Genomic DNA, 13612 nt, shown 5'->3' with positions numbered 1-13612 from the left:
CCTGTCACAAGCGGAGGCCTCGGGAGACTGATGACAGATCAGCCGGATTTGCGACACGGCGAAAGCCGCTTCGTCGACAATAGTTCTTCAGTCGTCGTCGATCTCAGGGAATACAAACAAAGCAAAGACCCGCTTCCGGTGACTTTCCATAGGCGCGAACTCGACGCGATCCTGCGGATCTACGGCCGCATGGTCGGGGAGGGCGAATGGCGCGATTACGCCATCGATCACCTGAAAGACAGGGCGGTGTTTTCCGTCTTCAAGCGCTCCGGCGAAATGCCGCTCTTCCGAATCGAAAAGAACCCGAAGCTCGCCGCCAAGCAAGGTGCCTATTCCGTCATCAACGTCAACGGCATGATCCTGAAGCGCGGACACGAGCTGAACCTGGTGCTGAAAGTGTTCGACAAGGCTCTGAAGCTGGTCGACAAGTAGGCTTGATCAGCCTGCAAACAGCGTCCCGGGATAGGCGGATGGATCCGGATCGGTTGTCATGCCCTGGCCGAGGCTGCGCTGCATGAGCATCGTGTCGAGCCAGCGGCCGTGCTTGTAGCCCGTGCCTTGCATCAGGCCAACCTCCAAGAAGCCCGCCTTGAGATGAAGCGCGATCGAGGCGGGACTTGCGCCGCCGATGACGGCCACCATCTGACGAAAACCAAGGGCGGTGCAGCGATCGATCAATTCGCTCATCAGCGCCTTGCCGATGCCGCGGCCGCGCGCTTCGGGCGCCAAGTAAATAGAATCCTCCACCATCCAGCGATAGGCCGGGCGGGTGCGAAAGGCCGAGGCATAGGCGTAGCCGAGGAAGTTTTCGGCCTCATCGACTGCGGCGATATAGGGATATTGCTGGCCGGCGATCGCAGCAAAACGCTGCGCCATCTCGGCCTCGGAGGGCGGTATTATCTCGTAACTCGCAACACCGTTCAGGACGGAGTCGCGATAAATCCCGGTAATGGCGGGGATATCGGCTTGAGAGGCGTCGCGCAAAAGGAAGGACATCGAGGAGCTGCTCCAACGGCGAGGCAGAGCTCCTCTAAAACCATTCCTTCGAAAATAGCGCAACAAAAAAGGCGGCCGAAGCCGCCTTTTTCGATCTTGATGGACCTGCTTATTTACGGTTGCCCATGAACTGCAGCAGGAACATGAAGAGGTTGATGAAGTCGAGATAGAGCGTCAGCGCGCCCATGATCGCCTTGCGGCCGGCAACAGCGACGTCATCAGCTTCGTAGTAGAGCTCCTTGATCCGCTGCGTGTCGTAGGCGGTAAGACCTGCGAAGATCAGCACGCCGATCACCGAGATTGCGAACTGCATCGCGGACGAGGCCAGGAAGACATTGACGATCGACGCGATGATCAGGCCGAACAGACCCATGATCAGGAACGAGCCGATTGCCGACAGGTCACGCTTCGTCGTGTAGCCGTAAAGCGACAGCGCGCCGAAGGAGGCGGCGGTGACGAAGAAGGTCTGAACGACGCTCTGACCGGTATAGATCAGGAAGATCGACGAGAGCGACAGGCCGACAAGCGCGGCATAGATCGCGAAGGTCGTCTGGGCGGCGCTCACCGTCATGCTCTGGATCCGGAAGCTCAGGAAGAACACCAGAGCCAGCGGCGCCAGAATGACCACCCATTTCAGCGGGCTCAGATAGATCGCCTGGCCGAAAGCGGTAATCTCGCCATTGGCGAAAGCGAGTTGGAACGACAGATATGCGGCCACACCGGTGATCGCCAGACCCAGCGCCATCAGGTTGTAGACCTTGAGCATATAAGCGCGCAGGCCTTGATCAATCATCTCGCCGGTCTGAGCGCGGCTTTGATAGTTACGAAGATCAGCCATAGTTTCCTCTTACAAGCTCCGATAGAGATACGGTGTCGGGGTTTTCGACCCGGGCGCCGCTGCGGAGCTCCAGCATGCCTGCAGACAATATGAGGCCTTCGCTCCTTGCAAACAAGAGGCTTGCAAAGGCCCGGCCGGTTAAATCGCCGTAAGGTGAAGGGTTTGGCGTGCCCCTTCGGTCAAAGCTCGCGCAGGACGGGGGCCGCCTTCTGTCCGAGGATGCGCCAGGTGCCGATGAGGCCGATGCCGACGGTCAGGACGAGCGCCGTCACCAGCGTCAGTCCCGCCACATCGGGTAGGAAGGCCGAGGGCAGGTGCATGATGCGGGCGACGATGAACCAGGCGGCGATCGCGCCGGCGAAAACCGCGAAGATCGCGGTTGCGAGCCCGAGGATCAGATATTCGTAACTGAAGGCGCGGATCAGCATGGCCCGGGTGGCGCCGAGGGTCTTCAGCACCACCGCATCGTGGGTGCGCGCCCGGTTGCCGGCGGCAAGCGCTCCAGCGAGAACGAGGATCGAGGCGATCAGGGCCACCGATGCCGCGGCGCGAATCGCGGTCGCAAGCTGTGCAACGAGCTGGTTGACGATATCGATCGCATCCTTGACGCGCACGCTGGTGATCGTGGGATAGGTGTTGGTGACGGATTTCAGGATCGCCGCGTCTTCGGCCTGCGTCGAAGAGGGATCGGTCAGGGTCGCGAGCCAGGCGTGAGGGGCGCCGCGGAAGGTGTTCGGCGAGAAGACCATGACGAAATTGATCGACAGTGATTCCCACTGGACGCGGCGCAGATTGGCGATCTTGGCCGTGATATTGCGTCCGAGCACATTGACGGTGACGGTGTCGCCGATCTTCAGGCCGAGTTCATGGGCTTCTTCCGAGGAGAAGGAGACGAGCGGCTCGCCGCTGTAATCCTTGTCCCACCAGCTGCCTTCGGTCAGCGCAGCGTTTTCCGGCACAGTGTCGGAATAGGTGATGCCGCGATCGCCGTTCAGTACCCAGCGGCCGGCGGCCGGCACGTTCATCTTGGTGACGTCCTCGCCGTTGAAGGCGACGATACGGCCGCGCAGCATCGGCACCTCCATGAGCTTGCCCTTCGGCGCCTGCGCCTGGACCAGGGTGCGGAATGCGTCGACCTCGGCGCTCTGGATATCGACGAAGAAGAAGTTCGGCGCGCCCTCGTTCATACGGCCGGTCAGCTGCTGGCGCAGGTTTCCGTCGATCAAGGTCAGTGTCACCAGTAACGCCAGGCCGAGGCCGAGCGACAGCACCACCGACGGCGTCAGGGCGCCGGGACGGTGGATGTTGCCGATCGCGAGCCTGAGCGCCGGCGAGTTGACGCGCGGGCTGCGGCGCGCGAGCCAGGCGATCAGGGCGGCGACGAGGCGCAGCACGACAAAGGCGAACACGATCGCACCAACGAAGACGATGGCGATGAAACGGTCATAGGCAGTGAGGATGGCGAGGGCGGCAAGCGCCGCCATGAAGAGGGCGGCCAGCAGGATATAGGGCCAGGAGGGTAGGCGGCGGGCCTCGAAACCCTGCTCGCGGAAGAGCGCCGTCGCCGGCACTTCGCGGGCATGGCCGAGCGGCAGGATGGCGAAAGCGAGCGTCGTCAGGATGCCGAAGAGCGCCGCAAGCAGCAGGGCGCCGGGATAGAGCGTCGGCGCCGTCGACACCGGCAGGAACTGCGCCAGAAACTGCGCGGCGAAGATCGGCGACAGGGCGCCGATGACGAGCCCGATCATGATGCCGCCAAGCGCAATGATGGTGATCTGAAAGAGATAGATCAGCACGACGACGGCGGCCGGCGCACCCAGGCATTTGAAGCTGGCGATAGTGGTGCGCTTGGAATCGAGGAAGGCACGCACCGCATTGGCGACGCCGACGCCGCCGACGATCAGAGCGGTGAGGCCGACCAGAGTCAGAAACTGCGAGAAGCGGGTGATGTTTTCGGTAAGCGAGGGTGCGGCCCGGTCGCTGGTGCGGATCGACCAGCCGGCGGAAGGGAATTCCCTGGATGCGCGCGCCTGAATGCCCGATATCGCGCGCTTGTCCTGCAGCCGGATCTTGTATGCATGTTCAACGAGGCTTCCGGTCTGGATCAGGCCCGAAGCTTCAAGCGCCCGGCGGCTGACGAGCAGGCGCGGCGCAAAGCCGAAACCTTCAGAGAGGGCGTCCGGCTCGGTCTTGACGGTGCCGGTGATGCTGAGTTTGACATTGCCGAGCAGCAATTCGTCGCCGACCGCAAGTCCAAGCCGATCGAGCAGCAGCGGAGCTGCGACCGCGCCATAGGTGCCGCTTTGGGCCGAAAGCAGGGCTGCAAGCGGATAATCCGGCTCGGCCGCGAAGCTGCCGTAGAGCGGGTAGGCGTCGTCGACCGCCTTGACCTCGACCAGGGCCTGGTCGGAACCATCAGGCTTGCGCGCCATCGAGCGCAGACCTGTTGACACCGAGACGGTGCCGAGACTTTCGAGGAAGGCCATCTCCTCAGGTGTGGCTTCGCGGTTGTTGAGCTCGAAGCGAACGTCGCCGGCCAAGAGCTCCTGCCCCTGCGAGGCGATCGTGTCGGTGATCGACTGCGAAACGGAATTGACGGCGGCAATCGCACCCGTGCCGAGGGCGATGCAGGCAAGAAAGATGTAGAAGCCGCGGATACCGCCGCGCAGCTCACGGAGCGCCAGGCGAAAAGCCAGCGCGGTGCGCGGCGTGATCATTCTCATGCGATCGCAGCCTCGCTGCGGCGGGCGGCGCTGTCGCCCTCGATCCGGCCGGAGCGGACGCGGATCTGGCGCGAGCAGCGGTTCGCAAGCGAGACGTCGTGGGTGACGAGAAGTAGAGTCATGCCGCGTTCGGCCTGTTTGGAAAACAGCAGGTCGGCGATCTGACGGCCGGTCTCGGTATCGAGATTGCCTGTTGGCTCGTCAGCGATCAGCAAAGCGGGCGAGGGGGCGAGCGCCCTGGCGATCGCCACGCGCTGCTGTTCGCCGCCGGAAAGCTGGCCGGGATAGTGGTTCAACCGTTCGCCAAGGCCGACCGAATTCAGCTCGCGATGGGCGATTTCGAAAGCGTTGCGGACATTGGCGAGTTCCAGCGGCACGGCGACGTTTTCAAGTGCCGTCATATTGGCGATCAGGTGGAAGGACTGGAAGACGATGCCGATGTTACGGCCGCGGAAATCGGCGACCTCGTCCTCGCTGAGCGCATGGAGCGGCGTCTCGTTGATGTTGATTTCGCCGCTGTCGAGCTTCTCCAATCCGGCAAGCACCATCAGCAGCGTCGACTTGCCGGAACCGGAAGGGCCGACGATGCCGACGGATTCGCCGGCTGATATATCGAGGTCGATGCCCTTCAGCACATGGACGGAAGCGGCTGCACTGCCAAGGGTCAGATCGGCGCCCTTCAACTCGATGATGGTTTTTGCCAATAGAAATCGCCCTATATAAATCTCTAACCGAATGGCCGCATGACGGCACCTCGCCAATCTAGGGAAAGCAGGATGAGATTTAAAGTTGCCGCCCTTCAATTCACCGTCATTGCCGTCTCGTTGATTTTTACCGGTGCCGCCGCGGCCCGGACGATCAATCTCGTCGGTTTTGGGGACAGCCTTATGGCGGGTTATCAGCTGCCGCCCGGGAACGGCTTTCCGGAGAAGCTGCAAGCCGCTTTGAAGGCGAAGGGGCTCGACGTCGCCATTGCCAATGCGGGCGTCTCGGGCGACACGACGACAGGGGGGCTTGCCCGGATCGACTGGTCAGTGCCGGACGGCACCGACGGCGTCATCCTGGAGCTCGGCGCCAATGATGCGCTGCGTGGCATCCCGCCCGAAGAGAGCGAGAAGAACCTCGACCAGATGATTTCCCGGCTGAAGCAGCGCGGCATCGCCGTGCTGCTCGTCGGCATGGTGGCGCCCCCCAATATGGGGGCGGACTACGCCGCACGCTTCAATCCGATTTATCGGAAACTTTCCGAGAAACATGGAGTTCGGCTTTATGCCTTCTTCCTGGACGGGGTGGCGCTCGATGCCGGGCTGAAACTCGACGACGGGATGCATCCGAATGCAAGAGGCGTCGACGTCATTGTCGAAAAGATGGAAGCCGATGTCACAAATTTCGTCGGGACGATTTCTACTGTGAAGAAATAGGGGCTTGCGCGGTCATTAATTGCGTGATTCCGTGTAAGCACCTGCAAAAGATTCGGGGAGTGCTCGTTATGCCGAGACTGTTTACCGCCCTCGAAATTCCGCGCAATGCGGCGATGAGCCTTTCATTGCTGCGCGGCGGCCTCCCCGGAGCACGATGGATCGATGTGGAGAATTACCACATCACCTTGCGCTTCATCGGTGATGTCGACGGCCGCACCGCCGATGAAATCGTCGAACGCCTCGACCGGATCGACCGGCCGGAATTCCAGTTCCGCCTAGAAGGCATCGGTTCCTTCGGCTCGAAGAAACCGCATTCGGTCTGGGCCGGCGTCTCGCAATCGCCCGAGATGTACGCCCTGCAGGGTGAGATCGAGCGCATTTGCCAGCGCATCGGCCTGCCGCCGGATCCCCGCAAATTCATGCCGCATGTGACGCTGGCGCGGCTCAAATCGTCGCGGCTCGACGATGTCGTGCAATATCTGGCCGGGCGCGGCAACTTCCACACCGCAACCTTCACGGCGCCGCGCTTCGTGCTGCTTTCATCGCGCGAATCGGTGGGCGGCGGGCCTTACCTGACCGAGGAAGTGTTTCCGCTGCACGAGGCCCGGTCGACGCCCAGCGTTTCGAGCAGCTTGCTGCAGCCGGCCAAGAGCCTGGTATAGACCAGCTCAAAGCCATCGGGGCCGCCATAATAGGGATCGGGAATATCCTCTCCCGTTCCTAGCGCGGCATCGCCGAAGAGCCGGATATTCGCCTTGGGCGGCGCGATCTTGCCAAGCGTTGCCAGATTGTCGCGGTCCATGGCGAGGATCAGATCGAGACCGTTGAAATCAGTTGGTCGGATGCGGCGGGCGCGCTGCGCCGCTATGTCGATGCCATGGCTTTGGGCGGTGGCGATCGAACGCTGGTCGGGCGGCTCGCCTTCATGCCAGCTGCCGGTGCCGGCGGAATCGACGGTGAAACGGCCGGTGAGGCCAGCCTCGGTGACGAGATGACGAAAAATTCCCTCGGCAAGCGGAGAACGGCATATATTGCCCATGCAAACGAAGAGGATACTGATAGGCGTCATCGGTAGACCTGTCGGAAGAACAAGAGGAGCATGGCATGAAATGGGAAAGACTGGACCGGGCAGCAGTCGAGGCGCAACTGGCGGAGCTTGCCGGCTGGACCCTCAATGACGCGTCCTCCTCGATCTCGAAGACATTCACGTTTTTGAATTTTATCGAGGCCTTCGGCTTCATGACGGAGGCAGCGATCACGGCCGAGAAGCTCAACCATCATCCCGAATGGTTCAACGTCTATTCCCGAGTAGATGTGACGCTGAACACGCATGATGCTGGCGGACTGACGGAGCTGGATTTCAAGCTCGCCAAGGCGATGGAGAAAGCGGCGGCACGACGTCTCGGCTGAAGGTGTTGTCGATTGAACGGGGCCGATTGAAAGGGGCCGATTGAAAGGGGCCGATTGAAAGCCTGGGCGCCATCACCATATGTTCGCAGGGACGAAAGGATGTCAGGGATGGACGAGGTCAAATTCGGGGAAATCCTTCTGCCGGGCGACGAGGACACCCAGAGCCGGCGGGAGAAGACGGTGCGGCAGAAGTTCTGGCCGACTTTCCGCCGCGCCGTGCGGCAGATCCCGTTCTCGCGCGACGTCGTCGCCGGCTTCTACTGCGCGCTCGATCCGCAAACGCCGATCAAGGTGCGCGGTGTGCTGCTCGCAGCACTCGCCTATTTCGTCATGCCGGTCGACATCGTCCCGGATATTTTCGCCGTCATCGGCTTTTCTGACGACGTCGCCGTGCTTTCCGCCGCCTTCGCCATGGTGCGCGGCCATATCCGGCCAGGCCATTATGACGCCGCGGACCGCGTCCTCGCCGACCCGCCAGCGGATACGATGAAAACGATTTGAAGGGGCCGGCGCGGTTCAGCCGAGTTCCTGCTCCAGCACCTTGCGGAGTTTCGCCGAAGGCAAGCCGGATCCGTGATTTCACCGCCGAGCGGCAGCCCGGTCGCTTCAGCGATCTCTGCGATTGGCCGAGAAAAAAGGCGGCACGCAGCATGTCGCGCTGTTCCTGCGGCAGCTGGCCGACGGCGGCACGGATCTTGGCGTCGGGGTCATTGACGATGATTTCCTCGGCGCCGATGTCGGCCGGCGGCTGCAGGGCCGGGTCCCGTCGAAGATGCGGGCGTCGGCGCGGTGGTTGCGGGCAATGCGAAGGAGCCAGGTCGAGAGTGAAGACCGCGTGGCATCGTAGAGCTTTGTGCCAGAGCACGATCATGATCTGCTGAACCAGCTCCTCGGCTTCGCCTGACGTCATCTTCCGGCGCATCAGCCAGGTCTTCAGACGCGGGCGAAATAGTCGAACAGGATGGAGAAGGCCTGCTGGTCGCGATCGTCTGCGACAGCCTTTGCGAGGGCAGTGAAACGCCGTCCTTCCTCGGCATCCATGTCGTCTCACGAGCCCCCTGCGGTCGAAATTTCGCCCCGGATTTCCAAAGTCTTAATGAGGTACGACGGATTTTTGAAAGGTCAAACTCTTGCCTGAATCTTTGTGTCTTAGATTCACCCGAACGGCCGGCCGGTGCCATTGGCGCACCGGCGTCGCAGCCGATTTCGGCAAGGGGCAAAAGTCGTGGTCGAGCTGAAATGACACAGGCACATACAAATCGCAGCTATTGTTGACCATTTGGTAACCTGAATTAAGTCAAAATAAAGCAGATCGTGATTATGCGCCGCCCGCTATGATCGCTTCGGGCCTTGAATCGCAAGAACCGGCAGGAATCCATGTTTGTAAAAAGTATCGTATCCGCCCTCGCACTCACCCTTGTTATGGCCGGAGTTGCGACAGCGCAGCAAGCCGCGCCGACCCGCATTCAACAGTTCCAGGCATGGGGCGCCTATTCCTACAAGTCTGGCGCCAGCACCGTCTGCTACGTGCTGTCCGTGCCGACGGCAAAGCAGCCGGCAAGCGTCGATCACGGCGACAATTTCTTCATCGTCTCGCAGCGCCCCGGCCAGAACATCTCCTACGAGCCACAGGCGATGATGGGCTATACTGTGAAGGAAAATTCGAAGATCAACGTCGTCATCGACAACAAGACCTTCGTGATGTTCACCAAGGACAAGGCCGGCTGGGTCGAGAACGCGGCTCAGGAGCCGGCCCTCGTCGCGGCGATGAAGACCGGTCATTCGATGACGGTCAATGCGGTCTCGCGCAAGGGCACGGGCACGTCTTACAGCTATTCGCTCTCGGGCATCTCGGCGGCGCTGAAGCAGATCGAAAGCTGCAAGTAAGCGCCTTTTTGGCCAACGGAATTTCAAGGGCCGGCCTTGCGCCGGCCCTTGCTGTTTTCCATCTGTAGTGACGCGCCGGCAAAATGATGCTAAAGGCCGGGGCCAACAGCGGACAGATCGCGATATCAGTCGCCGTTCCGCCATTCAATTTCTGCCAATGTGCCGTCATGCGCCTCACCTCTTCTGGCTTGCTCCTGAAGTCCGCGGGGCTTGCGGGGGCGGTTACGTGTTCGAATTCGGGATCTAAAGACCATGTCCGTCATGGATGCGATTGATGTCACCAAGCCACGGGCGCCGAACGCCTCTTCCGGCGCCGAAAAGCCTTCCCTGATCGGGCTGTCGCGGGAGGAAATGGCGGCGGTGCTCAGGGAAAAAGGCGTGGCCGAGAAGCAGATCAAGATGCGCGTCGCGCAGCTCTGGAACTGGATCTATGTGCGGGGCGTCTCCGATTTCGACCATATGACGAATGTCGCCAAGGACATGCGTGAAATGCTGAAGCAGCATTTCACCATCGCGCGTCCCGAAATCGTCGAGGAGCAGGTCTCCAATGACGGCACCCGCAAATGGCTGCTGCGCTTTCCCGCGCGGGGCGCAGGCCGCCCGGTCGAGATCGAAGCCGTCTACATTCCGGAAGAGGGCCGCGGCACACTGTGCATTTCCAGCCAGGTCGGCTGCACGCTGACCTGTTCCTTCTGTCACACCGGCACGCAGCGGCTGGTGCGCAACCTGACGGCGGAGGAAATCCTGTCGCAGCTGCTGCTCGCCCGCGACCGGCTCGGCGACTTCCCAGATCGCGAAGCGCCGCAAGGCACGATCATGCCGGCCGAAGGCCGCAAGGTCAGCAATATCGTGATGATGGGCATGGGCGAGCCGCTCTATAATTTCGATGCCGTCAAACAAGCCCTGCTGATCGCTACGGATGGCGACGGCCTGTCACTGTCCAAACGTCGCGTGACGCTTTCCACCTCCGGTGTCGTGCCGGAAATCTTCCGCACCGGCGAGGAGATCGGCGTCATGCTGGCAATTTCGCTGCATGCGGTCCGCGACGACCTGCGCGACATTCTGGTGCCGATCAACAAGAAGTACCCGCTGAAGGAACTGATCGACGCCTGCAAGGCCTATCCCGGCCTTTCCAATGCGCGGCGCATCACCTTCGAATACGTGATGCTGAAGGACGTCAATGACAGCCTGGAAGACGCCAAGGGGCTGATCAAGCTCCTGAAAGGCGTGCCGGCGAAGATCAACCTCATTCCGTTCAATCCCTGGCCCGGCACCAACTACCAGTGTTCCGACTGGGAGCAGATCGAGAAGTTCGCCGATTTCATCAATTCGGCCGGTTATGCCTCGCCGATCCGCACGCCGCGCGGGCGCGACATTCTTGCCGCCTGCGGCCAGCTGAAATCGGAATCAGAACGCATGCGCAAGACTGAGCGGCTGGCCTTCGAAGCGATGATGATCGCCAATCACGGCGCTGACGACTGATCAGCAAGTTTGATCCTCGCAACAATTCTCCGCGATTGATTTCAGGGGGCGCTTTTCCTAATAGTGCCGCCAAAATCATATAGGAGGATACCAATGCGCCCGATTTTACTCGCTCTTGCCGCCAGTTTGGTCCTTTCCCTTCCCGCCAAGGCCGATGACGTGACCATCGCGGTGACGGCGATCGTCGAGCATCCGGCGCTGGATGCGGCCCGCAAAGGGGTTCTCGACGTGCTGACGGCGGCCGGCTACAAGGAAGGCGAGAACCTGAAATTCGTGTTCGAATCGGCGCAGGGCAATCCGGCGACCGCAGCCCAGATCGCCCGCCAGTTCGCCGGCGACGAGCCCAATGTCATCGTGCCGATCTCCACGCCGTCGGCCCAGGCCGTCGTCTCTGCGACGCGCGACATTCCCGTCGTCTTCACCGCCGTATCGGATCCGCTCGGCGCCCAGCTCGTCAAGAACATGGACAAGCCGGGCGGCAATGTCACCGGCCTTTCCGACATGTCCCCGGTCGGCGAGCACCTGGCGCTGATCAAGGAAATCGTGCCAAAGGCGAAGACCATCGGCTATCTCTATAATTCAGGTGAGGCGAATTCCGTTTCGCTGCTCGCCGTGCTGAAGGCAGAAGCCGAAAAGGCCGGGCTGAAGGTCGTCGAATCGGCCGCCACCAAATCGGCCGAGGTTCAGGGCGCTGCCCGCGCCCTCGTCGGCCGCGCCGACGCGATCTACATTCCGACCGACAACACGATCATCTCGGCGCTCGAAGGCGCCGTCGCCGTTGCCGAAGAAAGCAAGCTGCCGCTCTTCACCGCCGATACGGATTCGGTTTCGCGCAGTTCGGTCGCTGCCCTTGGCTTCAACTATTACGATGTCGGCAAGCAGACGGGCGAAATCGTTGTGCGCGTGCTGAAGGGCGAGAATCCCGGCGATATCGCGGTGAAGACCGCCGCCGGCAGCGATCTTGTCGTCAACAAGGCGGCAGCTGCCAAGATGGGTGTCACGCTGCCCGAGAGCGTGCTTTCGCGGGCCAACAAAGTCATCGACTGATCGGCCGTAGGTCCACCGACTGGTCACGTTCAGCCGCTCCCGTTTGCACGGGGGCGGCTGTAGTATTACAAGGCTCCGGTTTCGCGACGGGCGGAACGGAAACAAAAAGGGGCTGAAAGCCTTGAGCCAAATCGCATTCTGGGGGGCCGTCGAGCTCGGCCTGGTCTATTCCTTCGTCGCTCTCGGCGTCTATCTCGCCTTCCGCGTCCTCGATTTTCCCGACCTGACCGTCGACGGTTCCTTTCCGCTGGGTGCAGCGGTCACGGCTGTGCTGATCATCGCCGGCGTCAATGCCTGGCTCGCGGCGCTGATCGCCATGGCCGCGGGTGCGGCTGCGGGCATGGTGACGGCGCTGCTCAATGTGCGCTTCAAGATCCTCAACCTGCTCGCCTCGATCCTGACGATGATCGCCCTGTTCTCCGTCAATCTAAGGGTGATGGGCAAACCCAATGTCGCCCTCATCAATGCCGATACGATGATCAGTCCATTCTTCGGCCATGGCCTTCGCGATTTCTACGTGCGGCCGCTCTTCGTCGGCGTTCTCGTCATCGTCGCGCTCGTCCTGGTCTGGCGCTTCCTCGAAAGCGACGCCGGGCTGGCCATGCGCGCGACCGGCGCCAATGCCAGGATGGCGCGAGCCCAGGGCGTCGACACCAGCCGGCAGATCTATCTCGGCATGGCGATCTCGAATGCGCTGGTGGCGTTCGGCGGTGCCTTGTTTGCCCAGACCAACGGTTTTGCCGACGTCACCTCCGGCGTCGGCACCATCGTCGTCGGTCTTGCCGCCGTCATCATCGGCGAGACCTTGCTCGGGCGGCGCGGGCTATTGATCGCGCTCGTCGGCTGCGTGCTCGGTTCGATCCTCTATCGCATTGCCATCCAGCTGGCGCTGTCGAGCGACGTCATCGGTCTGCAGGCCTCCGATCTCAATTTCGTGACGGCCGTGCTGGTGACCGTGGCACTCATTCTTCCCCGCCTTCGCAGAGGTGCCGCATCGTGATCAGCGTCAAGGATATCAAGGTCGTTTTCGGACGAGGCACGCCGCTGCAGAAACAGGCGCTGAACGGCGTCAGCCTGACCATCGAGCAGGGCTCCTTCGTGACCGTCATCGGTTCGAACGGCGCCGGCAAATCCACGCTGCTCGGCGTGCTCGCCGGTGACGTCCTGCCGAGCGAGGGACAGGTGCTGATCGGCAAGAATGAGGTGACGCGCAAGTCGACGGCGGCGCGCGCCGGTCTGGTGGCACGCGTCTTCCAGGATCCGCTGACAGGAAGCTGCGGCTCATTGTCTATCGAGGAGAATCTCGCTCTCGCCGCCCGCCGCGGTGAGAAGCGCGGGCTTGTCCCGGCGCTCGGCGGCAAGAGGCGCGATTATTTCAAGGAGCGGATCGCCGAGCTCAATCTCGGGCTGGAAAACCGGCTGAAGGACCGCATGGATCTGCTTTCCGGCGGGCAGCGACAGGCCGTTTCGCTTGTCATGGCGACGCTTGCCGGGTCGGAGGTACTGCTGCTCGACGAACACACGGCAGCGCTCGATCCTGGGATGGCCGAGTTCGTGATGAACCTCACGCAGAAGATCGTGGCCGAGCGCAAGCTGACGACGATGATGGTGACCCATTCCATGCGCCAGGCGCTGGATTACGGCCACCGCACGATCATGCTGCATGGCGGCGAGATCGTTCTCGACGTTGCGGGTGACAACCGAAAGAACCTGCAGGTCGAGGACCTGATCGCCATGTTCCGCAGGATGCGCGGCCAGACGCTGGATGACGATGCTTTGCTGATCGGCTGAATCCGACAGCGTGCTGA

Annotated in this window: 15 protein-coding genes and 1 pseudogene; 10 read left to right on the top strand and 6 right to left on the bottom strand. The window is 61.7% G+C overall.

Annotated features, from left to right (window positions below):
• Positions 1-30: 30 nt before the first annotated feature.
• A complete protein-coding gene (locus GGI60_RS18070) occupies positions 31-432 on the top strand; it encodes a DUF2794 domain-containing protein (RefSeq protein ID WP_183917399.1) in 402 nt (133 codons plus the stop codon).
• 6 nt (positions 433-438) lie between these two features.
• On the opposite strand, the gene GGI60_RS18065 is transcribed toward GGI60_RS18070, so the two are convergent.
• The 4 genes from GGI60_RS18065 to GGI60_RS18050 form a co-directional block, all read right to left on the bottom strand.
• The gene (locus GGI60_RS18065) at positions 439-996 is read right to left on the bottom strand and encodes a GNAT family N-acetyltransferase (RefSeq protein WP_183917397.1); all 558 of its coding nucleotides are present in this window, start codon (positions 994-996) and stop codon (positions 439-441) included.
• Positions 997-1105: 109 nt separating this feature from the next.
• The gene (locus GGI60_RS18060; RefSeq protein ID WP_183917395.1) at positions 1106-1834 is read right to left on the bottom strand and encodes a Bax inhibitor-1/YccA family protein; all 729 of its coding nucleotides are present in this window, start codon (positions 1832-1834) and stop codon (positions 1106-1108) included.
• Positions 1835-2013: 179 nt separating this feature from the next.
• A complete protein-coding gene (locus GGI60_RS18055) occupies positions 2014-4557 on the bottom strand; it encodes an ABC transporter permease (RefSeq protein WP_183917393.1) in 2544 nt (847 codons plus the stop codon).
• Entirely contained in the window at positions 4554-5261 is a 708-nt protein-coding gene (locus GGI60_RS18050; RefSeq protein ID WP_183917391.1) for an ABC transporter ATP-binding protein, read from the bottom strand. The genes GGI60_RS18055 and GGI60_RS18050 overlap by 4 nt, the downstream gene beginning before the upstream one ends.
• Positions 5262-5333: 72 nt before the next feature.
• Between GGI60_RS18050 and GGI60_RS18045 the strand changes: the two genes are divergently transcribed.
• Entirely contained in the window at positions 5334-5978 is a 645-nt protein-coding gene (locus GGI60_RS18045) for an arylesterase (RefSeq protein ID WP_183917390.1), read from the top strand.
• Positions 5979-6046: 68 nt separating this feature from the next.
• Positions 6047-6640, top strand: a complete 594-nt coding sequence (gene thpR / locus GGI60_RS18040) for an RNA 2',3'-cyclic phosphodiesterase (protein ID WP_183917388.1) — start codon at positions 6047-6049, stop codon at positions 6638-6640.
• Here the strand turns inward: thpR and GGI60_RS18035 are convergent.
• Positions 6547-7047 carry a low molecular weight protein-tyrosine-phosphatase gene (locus tag GGI60_RS18035; RefSeq protein ID WP_183917386.1) on the bottom strand — a complete coding sequence of 167 codons (501 nt, stop codon included), beginning with the start codon at positions 7045-7047 and terminating at the stop codon, positions 6547-6549. The genes thpR and GGI60_RS18035 overlap by 94 nt on opposite strands.
• Positions 7048-7082: 35 nt before the next feature.
• On the opposite strand from GGI60_RS18035, the gene GGI60_RS18030 reads away from it, so the two are divergent.
• Positions 7083-7388, top strand: coding sequence for a 4a-hydroxytetrahydrobiopterin dehydratase (locus GGI60_RS18030; RefSeq protein WP_183917384.1), 306 nt, complete (start codon positions 7083-7085; stop codon positions 7386-7388).
• Positions 7389-7496: 108 nt separating this feature from the next.
• On the top strand, positions 7497-7889 hold the full coding sequence (locus GGI60_RS18025; RefSeq protein ID WP_183917382.1) for a YkvA family protein: 393 nt from the start codon (positions 7497-7499) through the stop codon (positions 7887-7889).
• Positions 7890-7904: 15 nt separating this feature from the next.
• Here the strand turns inward: GGI60_RS18025 and GGI60_RS18020 are convergent.
• Positions 7905-8429: pseudogene (locus GGI60_RS18020) on the bottom strand (sigma factor).
• A 336-nt stretch (positions 8430-8765) separates the two neighbouring features.
• Between GGI60_RS18020 and GGI60_RS18015 the strand changes: the two are divergent.
• The 5 genes from GGI60_RS18015 (at position 8766) to GGI60_RS17995 (ending at position 13595) form a co-directional block, all read left to right on the top strand.
• The gene (locus GGI60_RS18015; protein WP_183917381.1) at positions 8766-9275 is read left to right on the top strand and encodes an invasion associated locus B family protein; all 510 of its coding nucleotides are present in this window, start codon (positions 8766-8768) and stop codon (positions 9273-9275) included.
• Between the two features lie 252 nt (positions 9276-9527).
• Positions 9528-10757: a 23S rRNA (adenine(2503)-C(2))-methyltransferase RlmN gene (gene rlmN, locus GGI60_RS18010; protein ID WP_183917379.1), complete on the top strand. Its 1230-nt coding sequence runs from the start codon at positions 9528-9530 to the stop codon at positions 10755-10757.
• 93 nt (positions 10758-10850) lie between these two features.
• Positions 10851-11804, top strand: a complete 954-nt coding sequence (locus GGI60_RS18005; RefSeq protein WP_183917377.1) for an ABC transporter substrate-binding protein — start codon at positions 10851-10853, stop codon at positions 11802-11804.
• Positions 11805-11925: 121 nt separating this feature from the next.
• A complete protein-coding gene (locus GGI60_RS18000; RefSeq protein ID WP_183917375.1) occupies positions 11926-12804 on the top strand; it encodes an ABC transporter permease in 879 nt (292 codons plus the stop codon).
• Positions 12801-13595: an ABC transporter ATP-binding protein gene (locus GGI60_RS17995; protein ID WP_183917373.1), complete on the top strand. Its 795-nt coding sequence runs from the start codon at positions 12801-12803 to the stop codon at positions 13593-13595. Before GGI60_RS18000 ends, GGI60_RS17995 begins: the two co-directional genes overlap by 4 nt.
• The last annotated feature ends 17 nt before the right edge of the window (positions 13596-13612 follow it).

The sequence above is a fragment of the Rhizobium lentis genome, from assembly GCF_014200175.1.
Taxonomy (GTDB): domain Bacteria; phylum Pseudomonadota; class Alphaproteobacteria; order Rhizobiales; family Rhizobiaceae; genus Rhizobium; species Rhizobium mulingense.
Note: the sequence above shows the minus strand (reverse complement) of the source record. Positions and strands in the feature narration are given on the sequence as shown.